Below are 22018 nucleotides of genomic sequence, written 5' to 3'. Positions count from 1 at the left end.
AGTTTATATGGTTAAACAAATAAAAGAAAAGGGGTTTTGTATGAAAGAGTATTTTACTATTGATGACTTGTCTGTAATGACAATGTTATCTACAAGAACACTTAGAAATTATATTATTCAAGGTTTTTTATCCGGCGAAAAAGTAGACGGTGTATGGAGATTTACTGCCAATGATATAGAAAAATTTTTAAAAGTAGATTTTGTAAATCAGAGTGTTCAGAGCAAAAAAAACGGAATAGTTTTTTATTATTTATCTAATGAGGTTAAAAATGAAAATTCAGTTTGTTCGATATATGATTATTCAGATGTTGAAAATGAAGAAGCTGAAAATATCTGTAATAGAATGATAGAATTGGTGAACTCCAATCAATATGGCAAAGTTACATTTTCTTATTCATATAATGGGAAGAAGAAAATGGTGCGTATTATCTTAATAGGAACAATAATAAAAATTCATACGCTGATGAATGATTTTATTAACTTATCACAATAATTATTTAATTAACATATCTAATCTGGAATTTTATACCTGTGTTTTGTTTAAAGCAAAGAAAAACTCAAGCTTTCAATAGTCTTGAGTTTTCCTTTGCAATATGAACTTATTAATTCAAGGTTTCATCAGCAAGATAGGCTACAAGAATATAACGTTTTGGAGCGGAGCCAATATAGTCAAAGGGATAACAGGTGCTGACAGTCAGAGTCGCACCTGGTTTTGGAACTATAACGGTGCGGTCTTCCTTATCAACGATTCGTACTTTTTTCACTTTGTATTTAAACTCTCCGGCAGAAGTACGGACTATAAGTAAATCACCTTTTCCTACTTTCCCAAGTTTTCGAAATACGGTATCGCGATGACCGGCTAATACCGTATTGTCATTTTCACCGGGTAAAACACTTTCTGCAAAATGTCCAACACCTTTTTCCAGTTCATCCTCATTCGTACCCTCATATATTGGAAGGGTAGCATCTTTTTTTGGAATATATAATTCTCCAATGTTCTCACCCATTGTCGGTCGAACGGGATATAATGCTGTGTCATCAGAACCTGTATTCTTTGAATCATCATCAGAAGCTTTGGATATTACTTTGTTTTTAGTCTCATCGTTGGTTTCCATATCTAAAGTATCTGCTGCTGATATATATCCATCATTACCGGTAGCAAAAAAGCCTTTTGAAAACTTAAACAGATTATCTGCTGTAAAACTTAAACCGGATATGATAATAATGAATGAAAAGATTCGAAAAAATACAAATTTATTCCACTTGGGTGCTTTCTTTGATAATTTCATTTTTCTCATTCCTTGGCTTTCGGTATAGTACAACTCCTGTGATAACGAAGAAAAGACCGATTAAGGCATTAGGTAAATAATCGGAAGCGGTTTTTGGCAGTTTTCCGCCTTTTACGGTTCTAACTTCCGGTTTTGATTTTACCGGCTTGGTAACAGCAGGTTTATCTACTGCATTGATTACACCTTCAGTAGAATCTTCTACTACGTCAACTACTTCTCCGAATATATCACTTGAAATATTAAAATCAGCAAGTAACTGGGAATCGGAACCGCGTAATTCCACGATTAGGTTAAAGTCTTTTAACTCCTTATTATTTAACATCTGAAATAATTTTTCAAAGGATATGGAGGTCTCTTTACCATTTGTTTTAAGGGTTAAATCAGCATTCAGCTTAAAGAAGGACAGTAAATCTTCATAGATGGAAGCTAATTCAGAAATCTGTTCGTTGGTAAGCTGCTTGGCATCTGCTAAGTCATAAAAAGGTAATAAGCGGTTTCCTATGGCATCTAACTGTTCTTCTAATGCAGGGTTCGAGAAATAGTCTTCCATGGATAGAAAATAATTCATAAGATTTTGTAATTCACCTTCGGTGAGACCTATTTTCCCCATTATAGAAGTTATCTCGCCAAGAACATCATCGAGATCAGGGAACTCGCCCCCATTTGATGACCAGACAATTTCCTCTATGTCATCCAGGAATATAAAATCATTGATATCTTTCCCATTGTCTTTTAATAATTGCAGAAGTGCTTCTTTATCCAGATCATAAGTCTCATAAATATAATCCAGATTACTAAGATCGGCTTTAATAACCTCTCCTAAGAAATCACTTACTTCTTCAACGGTTTCAAAATTATCCAAACTCATATCATAACCTGCCAGAGCAGCTACAACAGCTTCTTTTGTTACTTCAAAACCTCTTTCGCTGCTGATTTTCGTTAAATACTCTGTGAATTTCCGGTCAAAATCCGGATCTCTTACAAATTCACCGTCTTCCTGATAAAAATAAACGGCAAATACCAGGTCATTCAGATAAATATAATCATCTAAGGTTTCACCATTATCCTTAAGTAATTGCTGAAGTTTCTCCTGGTCTAAATCATTGTCTTCATAAATTCCTGCTAAGTTACTAAAATCTGACTTAATGACTTCTCCGAGGGAACTCTTTAAGTCCGCCACCGAATCAAAATCTTCAAGCTTTTCATCATATGTGGAAAGGATTGCTTCAATGTCTTCTTTCGTTACCTCAAATCCTCTTTCCCCACTGACCTCATTTAAGTATTGTACCAGTTCCTGATCAAAATTAGTATTTTCTGCAGCGAATGCTGTTTTTGGAAAAATACTAACGATAAGTGAAAATATAAGTAAAATTACCCCCACTTTTTTCATATGTCTCTCCCGTCTGCCTTTCCTGTGGCATTATATTTTTTGCGAAAGCAAGCTGTATAGGTTGGTTTACCCGCTAAGAAGCTGACGCACGCGGACTATTTTAGCCCTGCATGGATATTATATAATACTGAAAAATCATTGACTATACGTGAAATGTTTCCAGTTAACGAAGGGGAGAGTACAATGTCACACTTGTCTGAATTATATATTGATATCATGGTGAGTATAAGATACGGATAACTGGTAGATACACGAAAATCGGGAGATTTACTTAAGGCAATCACAAGTTGTAATAGAAGCCGAATTTATCGGCAAAATGACTTAGGACGGCGCCTCAGAAATCTTGAATGTTTATCACATAGATTTGTAAAAGACTAGCGTGTGATTATTAATCCATTAAGAGACCGTTTGCCGCCATCGGTACTTAAGTTGTGGCAGAATCACTTATTTGCCACGGCCTTAGGTACCGCTATGTGCGGCAAACGAGTGAGAACGTGTCTCTGTTGGATAATAATCACATGCTATTTTGATACCCTAAAATGTGATAAAAATCTCTAACCGGAAGAAACACGCTTTGCGAGTTTCTTCGGTTCGCGTGCGCGTTCGAATTATTGCAAGCAAGCTTGCTAATTCTCACTTTGCTTTCGCGTTGTTATGATAAGTCTCAATCATTTCTAAAAAAACAGATCTATTTCTCAGATCTTCTTTTTTCATGTTTTCTTTCGTGTACACCAATGATTTGTCCGTTTTCTATCCCAACATCTGCATTTTCCTTAGGTTTCATTTTTCTAAGTTCAGGATTGCTTTTTTCTCTGTCTTTCATTCTGTTTTTATTATTGTCCATATATAAATTCCTTTCTTTCCTTGAGTTTATCTATAGTATAAACAGATTCAAAGAAATTATGGGATGCATATTTTTTGATTGAGAAAAAAATTTTGAAATTACCAGATTGTTATTTTATGTATTATGGGAAAGATTGGTGAATTAATTGTTTTTAACAAGTAATTAAAACCACTTTTTGTAATACAAAATTATTAAACTGAAATAATTGAAACTGTTATAATAATCGGGTATAATTTACTATCAGGTGTTAAAAAGTATACGAAGGCAAAGGAGCTAATTATGAGGCAGAACAAGTCAAGCAGATATAGTATTACAGAAGGAGTCATTTGGAAGCAGTTGCTTTTCTTTTTCTTTCCATTGCTGTTTGGTACTTTTTTTCAGCAGCTTTATACAACGGCAGATGCTATTGTCGTAGGACAATATGTAGGAAAAGAAGCTTTATCGGCGGTTGGCGGTACAACCTCGGCTATTATAAATGTATTTGTAGGATGTTTTATTGGAATATCAACCGGTGCGACAGTTACTATTTCCCAATATTACGGTGGAAAGCAGTATGAAGACGTAAGTAAAGCAGTTCATTCGGCTATCATGCTTGCCATTACAGGCGGCGCCGTTATTATGGTTATCGGTATTCTTGGAGCACCGGCAGCTTTAAGACTTATGGATACCCCGGATGAAATTATGCCGTACTCTCTGGTTTTTATGCGGATTTATTTCTGCGGTATGATTGCAAACCTCATATATAATATTGGGGCCGGTATATTAAGAGCAATTGGTGATTCCAGAAGACCTTTATACTTTTTGATACTTAGCTGCTTATTAAATATTGCATTGGATTTTCTGTTTGTTTTATATTTCAGATGGGGTGTTGTGGGTGCGGCCGTTGCAACGGTTATATCACAATTCTTCAGTGCAGTTCTGGTTTGTCTTACTTTAATTAAGACAAATGAATGTTATCGCCTGTATTTAAATAAAATCCGTTTCCATAAAGAAATGTTGGCCAAAATCATACATATCGGCATACCCGCAGGTTTCCAGTCACTTATGTATTCCTTATCCAATTTATTAATCCAATCCACCGTAAACCAGTTTGGTACGGATACCATAGCGGCCTGGACAGCATATGGTAAAATCGACGGTATCTTCTGGATGATCATGGGATCCTTTGGTATCTCCGTAACGACTTTTGTCGGTCAGAATTTTGGTGCAGGTAAAAACGACCGGGTTAAAAAAGGAATCAGGGTATGTTTTGTTATGGCTATGGCTTCAGCCGTAAGTTTAAGTATTGTCTTATCATTTGGAGGTTCTTATATCTTTCAGTTATTTACCAAAGACCAGTTAGTTATAAACAAGGGAATGGAAATATTACGTTTTCTGGCACCGACTTATTTCACTTATGTTTCCATAGAAATTTTTTCCGGTTCTTTAAGAGGAATGGGAAGCGCTTTTATACCGATGATATTAACCTGTTTAGGGGTATGCGTTTTACGTATTCTGTGGATCTTTGTCGCTGTACCAATATGGCCGAATATTGAAACCGTAATCTTTAGTTATCCGCTGACATGGTTTACTACTTCCGTACTATTTATTATATATTATATTATGTATACCAGAAAGCGTTTTGCAAGAATATAAATAGAGGGAACACGATTTAAGCAATTTAATCCTAACACTCTGTCAGGATGACCAAAACTGCGTTTTATGCATCCTGACAGATTTAAATTATTTAATAACCGATAATGGAAAGAATTTTATCCATGGTTCGGGCGGTTTTGATAGAAAATTCATGAGTGACATAAGGCTGTTCCTGCTCCCTGATACATCTGTCAAGCTGTTCAACCTCAAGCATATAATTATTTGGCACCTCTGCCGTAACTTCCCTGGTGCTGTCCTCTGTGTGGATGTAATACTTTAATAATCCGCTGGCATTGAATGGAACCGGCGCTTCAATTGTCCCGTTTGTACCATAGATATAATAACGATCGCCTCTTTGATTCGCACACATCCCGGTTACTATGGATGCTCTGCAGCCGCCTGGAAATTCTAAATATGCTGCGGTGAAATCATCTATTTTTTCATCGGTAAAATTAGCCAGAGCATTTACTTTACTGGGTTCTTCACCAAGAAGTGATAAAATTAAGCTTACATTATAGCAGCCCAAATCATAAATACTTCCGCCTAAGGTATCTCTTCTTAAGCGAATGTCATTATCTTTTGGTTTTGGTGTTAAGAAAGTCGTCTCAATAAATCTTGGTTCTCCGATTACACCGGAATTCAGAGCTTCTTTTATGGATTTTACTATAGGACTGTGTAAATAGGCAAAGGCCTCCATAAAATAAACACCCGCATCTTCACAGGCTTGTACCATTTCTATTACGTCTTTTTCGGATCCGGACAACGGTTTCTCACACAATATGTGTTTTTTCCTGGCAGCAGCTTTTAATACCCACTCCTTATGGAGAGTATTTGGCAGTGGAATATAAACAGCCTCAATAGCTTCATCCTCCAATAAATCATCATAGCTGTAATAAGCTTTTTCAAATCCATATGTCTTTAAGAAAGTATCTGTCTTCTCTTTATTCCTTCCGGCAATCCCATATAAATTACCATTTTTCGATTGTATAATAGCAGGAATTACGCATCCTTTGGCAATATCTGCAGTTCCTAAAACACCCCAATTTACCTGTTTCATCTTAATGATTCCTTTCTTTACTGAGTATATAATTATACACAAGATAATTGTTATTTTAATACATAGATAAAAAAATGTCCAGAAGATGGTTTTCATACTAAAGTGTTCCTATAATCGGAGGAAGAGAGAAAAACACACTTTCTTTTAACAGTAATGAAAAATAATATATTTTCTGATAAATATTATAATGCACATAAAAATAGAAAATATTTGCTTTTTATGAAACATCCCGTTAAAATGAAATGAAAGAATAGACAAGGAGAGATACCGATGGAAGATAAGGAGCTGCATAAAAAATCTTATATTAAGGTAATCGATTATATTAAAAACCAGATCCGGGATGGTAAATTAAGTATGGGGGGAAAACTGCCCGCTGAGAGAGAACTTTCCATGATTCTGGGGTTAGCCGTAATTCCGTACGGGAGGCAATCCGTACCTTGGATATTATGGGTGTAATATCAAGTCAGCAAGGTGCAGGTAATTATTTAACCGGTAACTTTGAAAATAATCTGGTAGAATCCATGTCAATGATGTTTTTATTAAATCAAATCAATTACCAGCAGATATCCCAATTACGACGCGGCCTTGAGCTGCAGGCACTTTTATTGGCCATAGATAATATATCAACTGCGGATATTAAGAAACTGGATGAAATAAACAGCAAACTGGAGCATGAAACGGAAGAGAATAATGTAATTTTAGATAAGAAACTACACTATAATATTGCCATAGCCTCCAATAATACATTGATTGTAGACATTCTTCAGGCCCTTTCTGAGTTAATTGACCAGTTTATTGTTGATTTGAGAAGAGAGATACTAAGCTCAAATGACAGTAAACTGCAACTAAAAGAAGCCCATACGGAAATGATTAAAAGCCTGATAAACAGAGATAAAAATCTTGCTTATGAAGCAATTAACAAACATTTTGGTATAATTGACGAAAAATTGCAGTTAAATAGTGATAAATTAATAAATATTAACCTGAAAAAGTAATTTATCACAAATCACTTGTTAAAAAATTGTCGTTCGTTGACAGGGATAAAAAAGAAAAGTATAATAAAGCTACAAAAGTGGTCCTACCAATTTAAACTTGATTGGTGGAGCAGGGGTGTTACAAAACTCTCCTGTTTATTTTTTTACTTCAAAATTGGTCCTACCAATTTACAAAAAATCACGTGATTAAAAAATGCAATCCAATTGAAACTAAGCTGAGAGATACGACAAAAGTTCCCTGCTTGCAGGTAGATAGGAGCAAAAAATGAATATGACGGTTGCATTTATTTTAGCATTACTCCCGATCATTTGGCTGATTGTGGCCTTAACTGCTTTTAAAATCCCCGGATTTAAAGCATGTGCCATAGCACTGGTTATTGCATATATACTGTCAGTTACCGTATGGAAAATGCCGTTACCTGACAGTATCACGGCTGTGGCGGAGGGAAGTGCCCTGGCTATATGGCCGATAATTATTGTAATTATTGCCGCTATTTTTACTTACAACATATGTCTTGCAACCGGTAAGATGGAAATGATCAAAAAGATGTTAGCGAGTGTCACAAATGATAAAAGAGTATTAGTATTGATTATCGCCTGGGGCTTCGGAGGTTTTATGGAGGGAATGGCAGGTTTTGGCACTGCAGTTGCCATACCGGCAAGTATGCTGTGGGGGTTGGGGGTTAATCCGGTATTTGCTGCAATTGTCTGCCTGATAGCCAATGCAACTCCAACCGCATTTGGATCTATCGGAATACCCACCACAACATTAGCCAAGATTACAGACCTTGATGTGTTCGGATTATCTACCGATACCGTAATTTTGCTGGCACCTTTGATTTTATTAACACCTTTTATCCTGGTATATTTAACAGGGAAAACGGAAAAAGGAAAAGAGATCAAAAGAAGTACAACAGGAAATTCAGATCCAGGAAGATCAAAAAATCCATTTAAAGGTATTGGATTAATTACCCTTATATCCGGGTTAACCTTTTTAATTCCTGAATTTCTGGTAGCAAAATTTCTTGGTGCCGAACTGCCTGTCGTAATCGGTTCCGTCTGTTCCATGTTGTGTACGGCAGGTGCGGCTAAGTTATTCGGTAAAAAAGATATAAATTCCGAATATTGTCTGGAAGTGAAAAGTAAAAATAAAATAACCGGAAAAGAAGCTCTTATAGCCTGGAGCCCTTTTATTTTAATCTTCCTGTTTTTACTCGGAACGTCTAAATTAATTGCACCGCTGAATGAATTATTGGCAAGTGTGAAAACATCCGTGAATATATATACCGGAAAAGATGCTGTTCCGTATACTTTCTCCTGGCTGACCACTCCCGGATTATGGATTATTCTTGCTGCTTTTTTAGGCGGGAAATTGCAGGGAGCGAGTTTTTTCGAAATGATTACCGTATTGAAAAAGACTATGATTCAGATGTTTAAGACAATAGTAACCATTATCTCTATTATGGCTACAGCAAAATTAATGGGTTACAGCGGAATGATAGCTTCCATGTCTCTTATGTTTGTTACCGTTACCGGATCTTTTTACCCGTTATTTGCTCCGCTTCTTGGCTCTATCGGGACTTTTGTAACGGGAAGCGGTACATCCGCCAGTGTATTATTCGGCGGTTTACAGGCTGAAACCGGAGCAGCTCTCAATCTGAACCAGGTCTGGATTTCGGCATCCAATACGGCAGGAGCCATTACGGCAAAAATGATTTCTCCTCAAAGTATCGCGGTTGCTGTTGCAGCGGTTCAATTACAGGGTAAAGAAAGTGTGCTTTTAAAAGGTACTTTTAAATATTATCTCTTATTTTTAGGAATTGTAGGTCTCTTAACTTATATGGGAGCCCAGTTATTAGGGTAATTAATTTACCAGAGAATAAACAGAGCTATAGGCAATTGCGAACTATTTAGTTTTTTGAAGATACCATACAATTAGTACGAATTTCATAGCTTCATTTGCCTTCCGGGACAGATTTGGCTCTGAAATTGTATTAATTGCATGGCATATAGATACAATATTGTAATTTCGCAATGATCAAGAATTAATAAAAGGGAAAGGTGAAAAGTATGAATATTTTAGTATGCATTAAACAGGTACCTGACAGCAATAAGGTGGAGGTGGATCCGGTTACCGGAGTTTTAAAAAGAAACGGTGTGGAATCCAAAATGAATCCCTATGATTTATATGCCATTGAAACTGCACTCAGAATACGTGAGCAAATGGGAGGAAGCATCTATGCACTTACAATGGGTCCCGGACAGGCAGCCGTGGTAATCCGTGAAGCGTTTGCAATGGGAGTTGATAAAGGAGTATTAATCTCTGACCGAAAATTCGGCGGTGCGGATGTATTGGCAACCAGTTACACTCTTTCTCAGGGAATTAAAACTATGGGAGAGTTTGATTTAATCCTCTGCGGAAAACAGACTACGGATGGAGATACGGCTCAGGTAGGACCGGAGGTTTCCGAATGGCTTAACATTCCATGTGTATCCAACGTATCAAAGATAGTGGAGATAAATGAGTTTGATATAACAGTGGAAATGGATATGATTCACGATATTGAAATAACCAGAATACAGTTCCCCTGCCTTCTTACCGTAGATAAAGATATTTTTATGCCAAGACTTCCATCCTATGTAAAAAAACAGGAAACCAAGGAGCGTGAAATCACTGTAATCAGCCTGGCAGATTTGGATGATCAGAATGAACTTCATTACGGCCTTAACGGTTCACCTACGCAGGTACAGCGTATCTTTCCTCCGGAGGTCAATGCACACAGAGAAATCCATCACGGAACCGGGGAAGAACTTACTGGAATATTATTTAATAAATTACGGGAATTAAAATTTGTATAGGGGGAATAAGCATGGCAAAGTTAGTAATTAACCAAACTAAGGTAGGAAATATACAGGAAGTAATCAGTATTTGCCCCTTTGGAGCAATGGAAGAAACAAACGGAGAACTGCTTATTAATGCAGCCTGTAAAATGTGTAAATTGTGTGTGAAAAAAGGTCCAGCCGGTGCTATTGAATATGTGGAAGAATCAAAAGAAGCGATAGATAAAGAAAATTGGAAGGGTATTGCAGTTTATGTAGATCATATCGACGGAGTGATTCACCCGGTAACATATGAATTAATCGGAAAAGCCAGAGAATTGGCAGAAAAGATTCATCACCCGGTTTATGCAATCATGATGGGAAGCGATGTAACAAAAGAATGCCGTGAACTGCTTCATTATAAGGTAGATAAAGTATATGTTTATGATCAAAAACAATTAGCACGTTTCATCATGGAGCCCTATACTGCTGTATTTGAAGACTTTGTGAACCACGTAAAACCAACTGCTATATTAATGGGAGCTACCCCTGTCGGACGCCAGCTGGCACCCAGGCTGGCGGCCAGATTAAAAACCGGACTGACGGCGGATTGCACCATCCTTGATATTAATGAAAATACGGATTTAGTACAGATCAGACCGGCTTTTGGCGGAAATATCATGGCTCAGATACTGACTCCGAACCACAGACCTCAGATGGCGACCGTTCGTTATAAAGTTATGGATGCACCGGAGAGAGAGGTAGAAGAATCCGGTGAAATTGTGGAATGTAAAATCGATACTGATAAATTAAGCAGTAAAGTGATCTACCACCTACATGGACGAAGTTGACGTGGTAGTACCCAGAAGCTGTGTTAATGAAATGGTAGAATATATTCATGGCTTATATAAGGAAGTAAATGTCCGAATAAAGAGTTTCGGTCATGCAGGTGACGGAAATCTCCATGCTTATATATTAAAAGATGATTTAAAGGAAGAAGAGTGGGAGAAGAGAATGAAAGCTGCCATGGACAAGATTTACGGCAAAGCCAGAGAATTAAACGGCCAGGTTTCCGGTGAACATGGAATCGGGTACGCTAAGAAAACTTATTTAATGGAAGCAATGGATCCTGCCACCGTAGAAATTATGCGCGGAATCAAAAGAGCTTTTGACCCAAAAAATATCTTAAATCCTCATAAGGTTTGCCAGATGTAATAAAGGACTGCTAAATAATGCCGAATTTAAGAAATTACCGATTAGCAGCAAGTACATTTCTGACTGGATAATTAACTTATAAAGTAATCGAAAGTAATATACAGTATCAAATAAAACCTTCGGACGAAAATATCCGAAGGTTTTTCATTTAGAACAAACCAAGCTGGAAAATAATTATAATGTAAACCCCTTTATTGACATACCATTCAGTTTTGTTATAATAATTACTATCACATAATTTTGTTAATAAACTATATAAAACAGAAAGGTATTCCTAAAGTTTTGTCAAAACTGTTCAAAGGGAGGAAACCATGAAAGATAAAAAAAGTAAAACACATAAAAATAAACATAAAATTTCCTCTTTCTTTATATTAGGGAATACCATTCTCATGGTATTAGTGACAATTTTCAGTTTTCAATATTTTAATAGTAGATTTAAAGAGACACAAAAAAACAGATACGACATTTATGAAAAACATTATGCTTTTATTTCTAATAACCGGGAGCAGGATTTCTGGAATGAAGTTTATATGGGTGCATTAAAGGAAGGGAAAGAGCAGAGTATATATGTGGAACGTTTTGGAAATAAACTGTTTTCCGATTATAATAAAGATGAACTAATGAGAATGGCAATTGATGCTGCCGTGGATGGAATTATTCTGGAAGGTGACGGCGAGTATAAAACCAGGGAATTGGTTAATGAAGCAGTAAATAAGGGGATTCCCGTAATTACGGTTTTGAAAGATTCCAGCAATAGTATACGCCAGTGTTTTGTCGGCATTAACAGCTATAATCTGGGACAGGAATATGGAAAACAGGTACTTAAACTGCGTAATCAGAATACAAAGAGGATTTTTGTATTAGTAGATGAAAACAGTCCCGACAGCAGTCAGAACATTATCCTGCTGGGAATAAGGGAAACCATCGAAAAAACCCTTGGTAAAAACCATGGAATGGAAATAAAAGCGGTTGTTGTAAATAATGAAGATGATTTCAGTCCGGAGGAAACAATCCGGGATATTATTATGGATTCGGAAAATGTACCTGATATTATGATATGCCTGGATTCAACTTATACCCGGTGTGCATATCAGGCGGTGGTAGACCATAATAAAGTAGGAAAAATAAATATAATAGGATACTATGATTCTGAAAATATTTTAAGTGCCATCGAAAAAGGCATTATATATTCCTCTATTTCCGTAGATACAGAGCAGATGGGAAGTCTGTGTGTACAAGCATTGGAAGAGTATTCCCTAACTGGACATGTCAGTGAATATTTGCCGGTTGATACGAAATTAATTACCTCTCTTAATGTTTCAGAATATTACAATAGCACCACGGAAACAGAATGAAACAGGGGGGTTATATGAAAAATAGAAATCAGTTGATGCGTATTAAATGGAATAAACTCTCCCTGCAGTGGAAATTAACAACAGTTTTTGTATTTACTTCGGTTATTATGCTGATTGTTAATTTTATTATGTATTTTAACATGAATCAGATGATGGGTAAAATTGACGAGGTATATATCAGTAATATCAATTTAAATGAATTGTCAGATTCCCTGAATGACCTGCAAAACAGTATGACAGATTATTTAAATACAAAAAGTTCGGATGCCATTGATTCTTATTACAGAAATGAACAAAAGTATCGGAAATTACTGGATAAACTGAATGTAAGCATTACCGATAATGAGATGCTTTTAATGGAAAAGAATATAAAAAACATGTCGGAAAATTATCTGGATACGGCTTTTGATACCATACAGGCAAAGCGGGGGCGGAACGTAGAAAAATATAAAGATAATTATGAAGTTGCCAAAACAGCATTTCAAGATATCAATGCCTTTATATACAGTCTGAATAATGAACAATTTAAATATAATTCCGTAAGTTATCAATTAATGTTAAATACTCTTCGGTATATGGAAGTTATCAGTACTTCCATATTAATTATCATTGCCGTAATTAATATAGGATTAATTATTTTACTTACCAGGTCCATTACAAAGCCGTTAAATAATTTAGCTAAAGTTGCGAATGAAGTATCAAAAGGAAAATTATATATTGATCCGGTAGAAGTGGAGTCAGAGGATGAGGTAGGGGTAGTATCCAATGCTTTTAATAAGATGGTTCTTAATATAAGGGTTTATATCGAACAGATTCGGGATAACATGGAAAAAGAGAGGGTATTAAAGGAAAAGGAACTGCGTATGGAGGGGCATTTAAAGGATGCCAGGTTAAAATATCTCCAGGCACAGATTAATCCCCATTTTCTCTTTAATACGTTAAATGCCGGAGCACAGCTTGCCATGATGGAGGGTGCGGATAAAACCTGTCTGTTCATAGAACATATGGCGGAATTCTTCCGGTACAACATGAACAAAATGGATCAGGTGGTGACCATTGCAGATGAAGTACGTTTGGTGGAAAGTTATATTTATATCTTAAATGTACGTTTTTCCGGTGATATTAATTTTGAAAGGGAAATCGATGAAACTCTTTTAAATACCCAGATACCTGCAATGGTACTTCAGCCAATCGTAGAGAATTCCGTCAATTACGGGATCCGCGGTATTAATTGGGACGGGATTATAAAAATATCATTATACCGTGGTGAAAATGACATCTGTCTTGGTATAACGGATAACGGAATCGGGATAGAACAGGATAAAATTGAACAAATCCTGGCTGGACAGAAATTAGATACGGATTTACCGTATAATTCAAACGGGGTAGGACTTGTAAACGTAATCAGTCGGTTGAAACTTTATTTTAACCGGGAAGATGTTTTGGAAATAAAAAGTGAAGGTAAGGATAAAGGAACAGAAGTAATCATTCATATTCCTGTATACCCTGGGGAGGTAGCAAATGTATAAAATTATGTTAGCAGATGATGAAGGTATTGTGATCGAATCTCTTCAATTTATTATTGAGAAGAATTTTAAAGGAAAATGCCAGGTTGAGTTTGCCAAAACCGGGAGGAATGTTATCGAACTTGCGGAACATTTCAGGCCTGATATCGCATTTATGGATATTCAAATGCCGGGAATTAACGGAATCGATGCCATGAAAGAAATACGGAAAAGTAATCCTGGAATACTTTTTATTGTTCTGTCTGCTTATGATAAATTTGACTATGCTCAAAAAGCTATTAATTTAGGAGTAATCGAATATCTGAATAAACCGGTAAGCCAGAAAGTTATCGTGGAAGTATTAGAGAAAGCAATGAAACTGGTAGATGAAAACAGGGAAAAAAGAAGCAATGATTTAATGATTAAAGAAAAACTTGAAATCGTTGTACCGATTATTGAAAATGGTTTTATTTATTCCATCATGTTTCAGGAACATTTTACGGAGGATATCGATAATTACCGGAATATGCTTGGTATAACGGAAGAATATGGCTATATGCTTGCCCTGGTTTCAGGAGAAAGCCAAAAAGGTAATTATATGACCAACGCGGTTGGAACCAGCATAAAGACCCAGATGAACTATCAAAAGATCAGAGAGCTGGTAAAAGAAGAATATCCCTGTATCATAGGCTCCATTATGTCCAATAAGATTGCGGTTTTCGTTCCCTGTGAAAATAAGAAGCTGGATTATAATGAGCGTATCGACTTAATCGAGAAATCCAGAAATCTTGCACGTAAATTAAAAAACACCCTGGGCATCTCTTTCCGTATCGGAATCGGCTCCATACGGCCATTGAATGAATCTATGGAATCCTATAATGAAGCCTTAAAATCCTTATTAAATACCACGGGAAGTGTGGCTCATGTGGATGATGTAACCCCTCGCTACAATAATGAAGAGGGGTATCCTGTGGATATTGAAAAGTCCATTTTAAACAGCTTAAGAGAAGGAAATACGGCAGACTGTATCAGGCAGGCCAATGTATTTTTTGACTGGATGACTGAGAAGTATCCATCGGGGGATATGAATGTAAAACTGAAAGTATTGGAGTTGGTTTTGTTTGCAGAACATGAAGTGTTTTTAAGCGGCGGTTCCAACTATGTATTTTCGGGAAGAGAGGATTATCTTGCAGCCGTTACTGAATTTAAGGACAGCACGGCATTAAAAAGCTGGTTTGTATCAAAGTTAACGGAAGCCTGTCATAATATTGTGATAAAGAAAGAAGAAAATTCTAACAGCATGATAAAAAAAGCACAGGATTATATCCTGCTTAATTATAAAAAAGACATATCTCTGGATGATATCTCCAGAGAGTTGGATATCAGCCCTTATTATTTCAGTAAAATATTCAAAGAATATACCGGAACCAATTTTATTGAATACCTTACTAATGTCCGTATTGAAAAAGCTAAGATATTACTCCAGGATAATGAAAAAAGCATGAAAGAGATCTGCGGAGAAGTGGGATACAGTGATCCTAATTATTTCAGCCGCATCTTTAAGAAATACACCGGTAAAACACCTACGGAATATAAAGAGGGAGGGATGGTATGAATTATCTCGCGAAAGACATACGAGCCAAAAGTCTCGAAATAAGAGACTTGAGAAGAATAGCAAAAGCAGCTATTCTTCACGATTTAAGGCCCAAAAGCATGGGCGTTATTGTGAGAATGACGGCTTTACTCTTAATGTATCTTCTGATAGTTATTTTAACAGCCGGATGCAGTAAAAAAGGCCAGGAACCGGTCATAAAGGAAAAGGAAGAGAAAGCCTCCATTAAAATCGGTATGACCTTTGATTCCTTTATTTTGGAACGCTGGCAAAGGGATCGTGATGTATTTGTATCCAAATCCAAAGAACTGGGAGCGGAAGTGAATGTACAGAATGCCAACGGGGATTTAAAGGAGCAGATATCACAGATAGAGTATTTTATTGACAAGAAAATGGATGTTATTGTAGTTATAGCAATTGATTCCGAGGGCATCTCCGATGCGGTGACCAAAGCGAAAAAAGCAGGTATAAAAGTAATTGCCTATGACCGTCTGGTATTAAATTCCGGCGTGGACCTATATATATCTTTTGATAATGAAAAAGTTGGTGCCTTAATGGCAGACTATATGAAAGAAAGTTTACCTTCTAACGGCAAAATTTTAATGATCTGCGGACCTTTGGCAGATAATAATGTTTCACTGGTTATGGACGGTTTTAAAGAGGGCATTAAAGGTACGAAATTATCTGTCATTGGAACGGAATACGCAGAAGGATGGCATCCGGAAACAGCCTTTACCGTAACCAATGAATATCTTATGGTACGCAGTAAATTTGATGGTATCATGTGCGGAAATGATAATCTGGCAGGTCAGGCCATAAAAGCGCTGGCCGAGAGAAGATTGGCTGGGGAGATTTGCGTGGTTGGACAGGATGCGGATTTGGATGCCTGCCAAAGAATCGTAGAGGGTACCCAGAATATGACGGTATATAAACCAGTCGAGAAATTGGCCAGTCTGGCAGCGGAATACGCGGTAGCAATGGCAAAGGGTGAAAAAGTTGAAACGAAAGATACCTTTTTTGACGGTGTGCAGGATGTACCTTATGAGAAACTGGAACCGATTGCGGTTACGAAAGATAATATGGACGAGGTTATTGTCGGGGATTATCACCTGGAGGAAGATGTTTATTTAAATATACCCAAAGAGGAACAGGACAAAAAATAACCGGCAATTTAACCTTACAAGTAAGAACAGCGGATCTAAGAATATACCCTTAGACTAAGCAGAATTTTAATTATTAACCCGGATACATTAGCAAAAAAATGCTAAGGTCCGGGTTGTTTTTATCTTATAAGAAATTGTGTCCTATATGATAAAAAACCTGACCGGTGGGATCGCAACCCACGGAAAGGAAAAAATATTGCGAAGCAATCCGTTCAGGAGCGAAAGTATCAGCGGTCTGGAACTTTGCTCTAGCACAAAAATAAAAAAAATCCAGAAAAAAATATACAGATAATCGAAAAATAATGCTATTTCATCTATGGTATAGTTTATTTGTAAACAAAAACATGTTTAAAACATGAAAAAATAGGAGGTATTTTTTATGAAAAAGAAAATGCTTGGTGTTTTGTTAGTTCTTACCTTAGCCGCATCTATGCTTGCAGGCTGCGGTACAAAATCTAAAAACACAAGTGCACCGGCTGATACCAAAGAAGCCGAAGCAACAGTAGAACAAACTGCTGAAACAACACCGGAAGCTACAGCGGAAGAACCGGCTGCTAGTACGGAAAAAGGATTAGTAGGTGTTTCCATGCCAACGAAAGATTTACAGCGTTGGAATCAAGATGGTGATAATATGCAGAAACTGTTAACCGAAGCAGGTTATGAGGTTGACTTACAGTATGCAAGTAATGATATTGCAACTCAGGTTTCCCAGATCGAAAACATGATTGCAAACGGATGTAAATTATTAGTAATCGCTTCTATCGACGGTGATTCTTTAGGAACCGTATTAACACAGGCAAAAGATGCAGGAATTTCTGTAATTGCATATGACCGTTTGATTATGAATTCTGACGCGGTTACATACTATGCAACTTTTGATAACTATATGGTTGGTACAAAACAAGGCGAATATATCAGGGATGCTCTTGATTTAGACAATGCAGCAGGTCCTTTTAATATTGAAATCTTCACTGGTGACCCAGGAGACAACAATGCAAAATTCTTCTACGGCGGTGCTATGGATGTATTAAATCCTTATATTGAAGCCGGAAAATTAGTTGTTAAATCCGGACAGAAAGATTTCGAAGCAGTTGCAACTGCTAACTGGTCAACTGAAAACGCACAGAACAGAATGGATGCTATCATTGCTTCCAACTATGGTGACGGAACGAATCTTGATGCTGTTCTTTGCTCCAATGACTCTACCGCTCTTGGTGTAACCAATGCTCTTGCAGCATCTTACACAGGAAAATATCCTGTTATCACCGGTCAGGACTGTGATATCGCCAATGTTAAAAATATGATTGCCGGAAAACAATCCATGTCAATCTTTAAAGATACCCGTGAACTAGCTAAACAGACTGTTCAAATGGTTGATGCCATCATGAAAGGCGGTGAAGCACCGGTTAACGATACAGAGTCTTATGATAATGGTACAGGAATTATTCCTACTTATCTGTGTGAACCGGTATTTGCAGATGCTACGAACTATAAAGAATTGTTAATTGATTCAGGATATTATAAAGAAGCAGATTTACAGTAATAATTTTTATGCAATAGGAAATGACATCCCTATTGCATAAAAAATGCTAGCGAGATACATTTGATACTTATAATGTATCATCTGTTACACAGCTAATCGTCATCATATTCTACAGGCGAGTCTTGATTACTCGCCTGTAATTCAGATTGGGAGGGAATGAATTGAGTAAAATACTGCTGGAAATGAAAAATATTACAAAGACCTTTCCCGGTGTTAAAGTATTGGATAATGTAAATTTTAAAGTGGAACAAGGAGAAATCCATGCTCTTGTAGGGGAAAACGGTGCCGGTAAATCCACTCTAATGAATGTGTTAAGCGGTATATATCCTTACGGATCCTATGAGGGTGATATTATCTTTGATGGTGATGTATGTAAATTTTCTAACATAAAGAACAGTGAAGAAAAAGGAATTGTTATCATCCATCAGGAATTGGCCTTAATTCCTTACATGTCCATTGGAGAAAATCTTTTTCTTGGTAATGAAAGAGGAAAAAAGGCAGCAATTAACTGGAATGAGACTTATGGAAAGGCAGATACCCTGCTTCGAACCGTAGGTTTGAAAGAATCCTCCCGAACTCTAGTTAAAGATATAGGAGTAGGTAAACAGCAATTGGTTGAAATTGCAAAAGCCCTTGCTAAAAATGCAAAACTATTAATTTTGGATGAACCTACCGCATCCTTAAATGAATCAGATTCAAAAGCTTTATTGGATTTACTTTTGGAATTCAAAAAAAATGGCATGACATCCATTATTATTTCTCATAAATTGAATGAAATTTCTTACGTAGCAGATAAAATCACAATTATTCGTGACGGCGCTACTATTGAGACTTTGGATAAAAAGAAAGATAATATCAGTGAAGCCAGGATTATTAAGGGAATGGTTGGCCGAGAGCTATCTGACCGTTTTCCCAAAAGAAAAGAGAAAAAAATCGGCGATATTAAGATGGAAGTTACTGATTGGACAGTCTATCACGCCTTGTATACGGATCGTAAAGTGGTAGATAACGTATCCATAAATGTAAGAAGCGGTGAAGTAGTAGGGATATCCGGACTTATGGGCGCAGGCAGAACCGAGCTGGCTATGAGTATATTTGGTAAGAGTTATGGAACCAATATATCAGGAGATCTCAAAATTAACGGAGAGGCAGTGAAGTTAAATAACGTAAAGGAGGCTATTAATAAAAAATTAGCTTACGTTACGGAAGACAGAAAAGGGAACGGCTTAATCTTAAGCAATCCTATTAAAATAAATACCACACTGGCAAATCTTCAAGCGGTCAGCAATAATTCCATCATAGATAAAGATAAGGAATATGCAGTAGCCGTTCAATATAAACAGAAACTTAATACAAAATGTACCACAGTAGAACAGAATGTAGGTAATTTAAGCGGGGGCAACCAACAGAAAGTACTGCTTAGTAAATGGATGTTTGCAGATCCGGATATTTTAATTCTGGATGAACCGACCCGAGGTATTGATGTTGGTGCAAAATATGAGATTTATTGTATTATCAATAACCTGGTAGCGGAAGGCAAGTCAGTGATCATGATTTCCTCCGAACTGCCTGAGGTCTTAGGTATGTGTGACCGTATCTATGTTATGAATGAGGGAAAAATTGCCGGAGAACTTAGTAGTGAGGAAGCATCACAGGAATTGATTATGTCCTATATTTTAAAATCAGGTAAAGGAGAGTAACGATGGAAAACGCAAAAATAGTAATGAAAAAATATACAATGGTCCTGGTTTTGCTGCTTGTAACATTATTTTTTACCTGGGTAACCAATGGTAAAATGCTGTTGCCTCCAAATGTAAATAACTTAATTGCACAGAACGCATATGTATTTATATTAGCAGCAGGTATGTTATTATGTATCTTAACCGGAGGTAATATCGATTTGTCCGTAGGATCCGTAGTTTGTTTCGTTGGTGCCATTGGCGGTACCTTAATGGTAAACAGCGGATGGAATATATTTGTCTGTATACTGGTTATGCTTGTAGTCGGCGGCCTTATCGGTGCATGGCAGGGCTTCTGGATAGCCTATGTAAGAATACCGCCTTTTATAGTAACTTTAGCCGGTATGTTTATATTCAGAGGGCTTTCCAACGTAGTATTAAAGGGATTAACAGTTGCCCCGATGCCAAATAATTATTTGAATTTATTTAACAGCTATGTACCGGATGTGTTAGGAGGACCGAAAAACTTTAACTTAACCTGTATGGTTGTAGGTATAGCAGGTTGTCTTATTTATGTCTTTGTTATTATAAAAAGCCGCATGAATAAAGTCAAAAATGGTTATGAACTGGAGAAGCTTACAGGTGTAATCGTTAAAGGTGCAGTTATCTGCATTGCCATTCTTGCATTCACATTCCGTCTTGCCCAATATAAAGGAATTCCAACTGTCTTAATATGGGTAGGAGTAATTACTGGAATTTATGCTTATATCACCTCTAAAACAACAGCCGGACGTTATTTCTATGCCGTAGGTGGTAATGAAAAAGCAACGAAACTTTCCGGTATCAATACAAATAAAGTATATTTTATTGCTTATTTAAATTTAGCCGTCTTAGCAGCTGTTGCGGGTATGGTAACGATTGCCCGTTTAAATTCAGCAAACCCTACAGCCGGAACCAACTATGAATTGGATGCTATCGGAGCCTGCTTTATCGGTGGTGCATCTGCATACGGTGGTATCGGTACCATTCCGGGTGTTGTAATCGGTGCTATCTTAATGGGTGTTATCAATTTAGGTATGAGTATTATGGGTGTAGACGCTAACTATCAAAAAGTTGTAAAAGGACTCGTATTACTCGCTGCAGTAATTTTTGATGTTGTTTCAAAAAGAGAAAAAAATAAATAATTACGACTTTAGGGGTGAGAATGTGATTATTCAATCACATTTAAAATCTCTCAAGTAACGGGTTCCCCAGGTACACATACTATCCAAAATAGGTATGATACTCTTGCCGAAATCGGTTAAAGAGTATTCTACTTTTGGAGGTATGACAGGATACACGACACGGTTAACTAGCCCATCATTTTCTAATTCACGTAGTTGCTGTGTAAGCATTTTCGGAGTAGCCTGGGGAATTACTTTACTTAATTCGTTAAAGCGAAGCGTTCCGTTGGTTAAATGCCATAATATAATGGATTTATATTTTCCGCCAATTAAGTCAAGGGTGGCTTCAATAGGGCAATTATATTTACTGCTTAATTTATCTGTATTTTCTTTTTTTTCTGTGCAGACCGCAGTACGGCTGTGGTTACTTTCTACCTGATTCATGGTTTTACCTTCTTTCGAAAGAATTTTGGTCTTTTAAATTTCTTTTTTACACTTTCCTTTTGGATACTATATTACAATAAAGTACATACTTGTTAAATAGAAAAATAGTGATAAAATCATATCATAATTCATATATGAAATACAAGAGGTTATCTTATCATTCATGGCAAACGTAACATGTTCGTTGGAACATTTGTTATGATAAAACCTTGTAATAAAGGGATAGTTTTCTATCGGTAATTAAGAAATAAAATTAGTATTTTCAGAAGCTAAATAGTATCACAATTACCCAGGATAACTTTATAAAAG

The 22018-nt window shown here is 36.6% G+C and carries 20 protein-coding genes; 15 read left to right on the top strand and 5 right to left on the bottom strand.

Annotated features, from left to right (window positions below; genetic code table 11):
* The first annotated feature begins 40 nt into the window (after positions 1-40).
* Positions 41-493, top strand: coding sequence for a helix-turn-helix domain-containing protein (locus Ana3638_RS22050; protein WP_161839951.1), 453 nt, complete (start codon positions 41-43; stop codon positions 491-493).
* 109 nt (positions 494-602) lie between these two features.
* Here Ana3638_RS22050 and Ana3638_RS22045 read toward each other — a convergent pair whose 3' ends face one another.
* The 3 genes from Ana3638_RS22045 to Ana3638_RS24740 form a co-directional block, all read right to left on the bottom strand.
* Positions 603-1289, bottom strand: coding sequence for a class D sortase (locus Ana3638_RS22045; protein WP_161839950.1), 687 nt, complete (start codon positions 1287-1289; stop codon positions 603-605).
* Entirely contained in the window at positions 1255-2679 is a 1425-nt protein-coding gene (locus tag Ana3638_RS22040) for a processed acidic surface protein (protein WP_161839949.1), read from the bottom strand. Before Ana3638_RS22040 ends, Ana3638_RS22045 begins: the two co-directional genes overlap by 35 nt.
* Positions 2680-3367: 688 nt before the next feature.
* Positions 3368-3523, bottom strand: coding sequence for a hypothetical protein (locus Ana3638_RS24740; RefSeq protein ID WP_202621525.1), 156 nt, complete (start codon positions 3521-3523; stop codon positions 3368-3370).
* 279 nt (positions 3524-3802) lie between these two features.
* On the opposite strand from Ana3638_RS24740, the gene Ana3638_RS22035 reads away from it, so the two are divergent.
* Positions 3803-5158 carry an MATE family efflux transporter gene (locus Ana3638_RS22035; protein WP_161839948.1) on the top strand — a complete coding sequence of 452 codons (1356 nt, stop codon included), beginning with the start codon at positions 3803-3805 and terminating at the stop codon, positions 5156-5158.
* Between the two features lie 91 nt (positions 5159-5249).
* Here Ana3638_RS22035 and Ana3638_RS22030 read toward each other — a convergent pair whose 3' ends face one another.
* The gene (locus tag Ana3638_RS22030) at positions 5250-6215 is read right to left on the bottom strand and encodes a Gfo/Idh/MocA family protein (protein ID WP_161839947.1); all 966 of its coding nucleotides are present in this window, start codon (positions 6213-6215) and stop codon (positions 5250-5252) included.
* Between the two features lie 270 nt (positions 6216-6485).
* Here Ana3638_RS22030 and Ana3638_RS25495 point away from each other — a divergent pair, with 270 nt between their 5' ends.
* The 13 genes from Ana3638_RS25495 (at position 6486) to mmsB (ending at position 21286) form a co-directional block, all read left to right on the top strand.
* On the top strand, positions 6486-6671 hold the full coding sequence (locus tag Ana3638_RS25495; protein WP_246240502.1) for a GntR family transcriptional regulator: 186 nt from the start codon (positions 6486-6488) through the stop codon (positions 6669-6671).
* Positions 6662-7210, top strand: coding sequence for a FadR/GntR family transcriptional regulator (locus Ana3638_RS22025; protein WP_330588058.1), 549 nt, complete (start codon positions 6662-6664; stop codon positions 7208-7210). The genes Ana3638_RS25495 and Ana3638_RS22025 overlap by 10 nt, the downstream gene beginning before the upstream one ends.
* A 265-nt stretch (positions 7211-7475) precedes the next feature.
* A complete protein-coding gene (locus Ana3638_RS22020) occupies positions 7476-9074 on the top strand; it encodes an L-lactate permease (protein ID WP_202621524.1) in 1599 nt (532 codons plus the stop codon).
* Positions 9075-9280: 206 nt separating this feature from the next.
* Positions 9281-10069 carry an electron transfer flavoprotein subunit beta/FixA family protein gene (locus Ana3638_RS22015; RefSeq protein ID WP_161839946.1) on the top strand — a complete coding sequence of 263 codons (789 nt, stop codon included), beginning with the start codon at positions 9281-9283 and terminating at the stop codon, positions 10067-10069.
* An 11-nt stretch (positions 10070-10080) separates the two neighbouring features.
* Entirely contained in the window at positions 10081-10881 is an 801-nt protein-coding gene (locus Ana3638_RS22010) for a hypothetical protein (protein WP_161839945.1), read from the top strand.
* Entirely contained in the window at positions 10868-11245 is a 378-nt protein-coding gene (locus Ana3638_RS22005; protein ID WP_161839944.1) for an FAD-binding oxidoreductase, read from the top strand. Before Ana3638_RS22010 ends, Ana3638_RS22005 begins: the two co-directional genes overlap by 14 nt.
* A gap of 311 nt (positions 11246-11556) precedes the next feature.
* The gene (locus Ana3638_RS22000) at positions 11557-12600 is read left to right on the top strand and encodes a substrate-binding domain-containing protein (protein ID WP_161839943.1); all 1044 of its coding nucleotides are present in this window, start codon (positions 11557-11559) and stop codon (positions 12598-12600) included.
* A gap of 14 nt (positions 12601-12614) precedes the next feature.
* Positions 12615-14129 (top strand): sensor histidine kinase, encoded by a 1515-nt coding sequence (locus tag Ana3638_RS21995; protein WP_161839942.1) that lies wholly within the window; start codon positions 12615-12617, stop codon positions 14127-14129.
* On the top strand, positions 14122-15720 hold the full coding sequence (locus Ana3638_RS21990; protein ID WP_161839941.1) for a response regulator transcription factor: 1599 nt from the start codon (positions 14122-14124) through the stop codon (positions 15718-15720). The genes Ana3638_RS21995 and Ana3638_RS21990 overlap by 8 nt, the downstream gene beginning before the upstream one ends.
* Positions 15721-15818: 98 nt before the next feature.
* Positions 15819-16880 (top strand): substrate-binding domain-containing protein, encoded by a 1062-nt coding sequence (locus Ana3638_RS21985; RefSeq protein ID WP_161840662.1) that lies wholly within the window; start codon positions 15819-15821, stop codon positions 16878-16880.
* Positions 16881-17259: 379 nt separating this feature from the next.
* Positions 17260-18423, top strand: a complete 1164-nt coding sequence (gene chvE, locus Ana3638_RS21980) for a multiple monosaccharide ABC transporter substrate-binding protein (RefSeq protein ID WP_161839940.1) — start codon at positions 17260-17262, stop codon at positions 18421-18423.
* A 161-nt stretch (positions 18424-18584) separates the two neighbouring features.
* Positions 18585-20123 carry a multiple monosaccharide ABC transporter ATP-binding protein gene (mmsA, locus tag Ana3638_RS21975; RefSeq protein WP_161839939.1) on the top strand — a complete coding sequence of 513 codons (1539 nt, stop codon included), beginning with the start codon at positions 18585-18587 and terminating at the stop codon, positions 20121-20123.
* 2 nt (positions 20124-20125) lie between these two features.
* The gene (gene mmsB / locus Ana3638_RS21970; RefSeq protein ID WP_161839938.1) at positions 20126-21286 is read left to right on the top strand and encodes a multiple monosaccharide ABC transporter permease; all 1161 of its coding nucleotides are present in this window, start codon (positions 20126-20128) and stop codon (positions 21284-21286) included.
* A gap of 30 nt (positions 21287-21316) precedes the next feature.
* Here mmsB and Ana3638_RS21965 read toward each other — a convergent pair whose 3' ends face one another.
* Positions 21317-21709 (bottom strand): winged helix-turn-helix transcriptional regulator, encoded by a 393-nt coding sequence (locus tag Ana3638_RS21965; protein ID WP_161839937.1) that lies wholly within the window; start codon positions 21707-21709, stop codon positions 21317-21319.
* Positions 21710-22018: the final 309 nt, after the last annotated feature.

The organism is Anaerocolumna sedimenticola (assembly GCF_009931695.1).
GTDB lineage: Bacteria > Bacillota > Clostridia > Lachnospirales > Lachnospiraceae > Anaerocolumna > Anaerocolumna sedimenticola.
Note: the sequence above shows the minus strand (reverse complement) of the source record. Positions and strands in the feature narration are given on the sequence as shown.

Coding starts and splice junctions, on each gene's coding strand:
- Ana3638_RS22050 (WP_161839951.1), top strand. CDS start 41: ATGAAAGAGTATTTTACTATTGATGACTTGTCTGTAATGACAATGTTA.
- Ana3638_RS22045 (WP_161839950.1), bottom strand. CDS start 1,289: ATGAAATTATCAAAGAAAGCACCCAAGTGGAATAAATTTGTATTTTTT.
- Ana3638_RS22040 (WP_161839949.1), bottom strand. CDS start 2,679: ATGAAAAAAGTGGGGGTAATTTTACTTATATTTTCACTTATCGTTAGT.
- Ana3638_RS24740 (WP_202621525.1), bottom strand. CDS start 3,523: ATGGACAATAATAAAAACAGAATGAAAGACAGAGAAAAAAGCAATCCT.
- Ana3638_RS22035 (WP_161839948.1), top strand. CDS start 3,803: ATGAGGCAGAACAAGTCAAGCAGATATAGTATTACAGAAGGAGTCATT.
- Ana3638_RS22030 (WP_161839947.1), bottom strand. CDS start 6,215: ATGAAACAGGTAAATTGGGGTGTTTTAGGAACTGCAGATATTGCCAAA.
- Ana3638_RS25495 (WP_246240502.1), top strand. CDS start 6,486: ATGGAAGATAAGGAGCTGCATAAAAAATCTTATATTAAGGTAATCGAT.
- Ana3638_RS22025 (WP_330588058.1), top strand. CDS start 6,662: ATGGGTGTAATATCAAGTCAGCAAGGTGCAGGTAATTATTTAACCGGT.
- Ana3638_RS22020 (WP_202621524.1), top strand. CDS start 7,476: ATGAATATGACGGTTGCATTTATTTTAGCATTACTCCCGATCATTTGG.
- Ana3638_RS22015 (WP_161839946.1), top strand. CDS start 9,281: ATGAATATTTTAGTATGCATTAAACAGGTACCTGACAGCAATAAGGTG.
- Ana3638_RS22010 (WP_161839945.1), top strand. CDS start 10,081: ATGGCAAAGTTAGTAATTAACCAAACTAAGGTAGGAAATATACAGGAA.
- Ana3638_RS22005 (WP_161839944.1), top strand. CDS start 10,868: ATGGACGAAGTTGACGTGGTAGTACCCAGAAGCTGTGTTAATGAAATG.
- Ana3638_RS22000 (WP_161839943.1), top strand. CDS start 11,557: ATGAAAGATAAAAAAAGTAAAACACATAAAAATAAACATAAAATTTCC.
- Ana3638_RS21995 (WP_161839942.1), top strand. CDS start 12,615: ATGAAAAATAGAAATCAGTTGATGCGTATTAAATGGAATAAACTCTCC.
- Ana3638_RS21990 (WP_161839941.1), top strand. CDS start 14,122: ATGTATAAAATTATGTTAGCAGATGATGAAGGTATTGTGATCGAATCT.
- Ana3638_RS21985 (WP_161840662.1), top strand. CDS start 15,819: ATGGGCGTTATTGTGAGAATGACGGCTTTACTCTTAATGTATCTTCTG.
- chvE (WP_161839940.1), top strand. CDS start 17,260: ATGAAAAAGAAAATGCTTGGTGTTTTGTTAGTTCTTACCTTAGCCGCA.
- mmsB (WP_161839938.1), top strand. CDS start 20,126: ATGGAAAACGCAAAAATAGTAATGAAAAAATATACAATGGTCCTGGTT.
- Ana3638_RS21965 (WP_161839937.1), bottom strand. CDS start 21,709: ATGAATCAGGTAGAAAGTAACCACAGCCGTACTGCGGTCTGCACAGAA.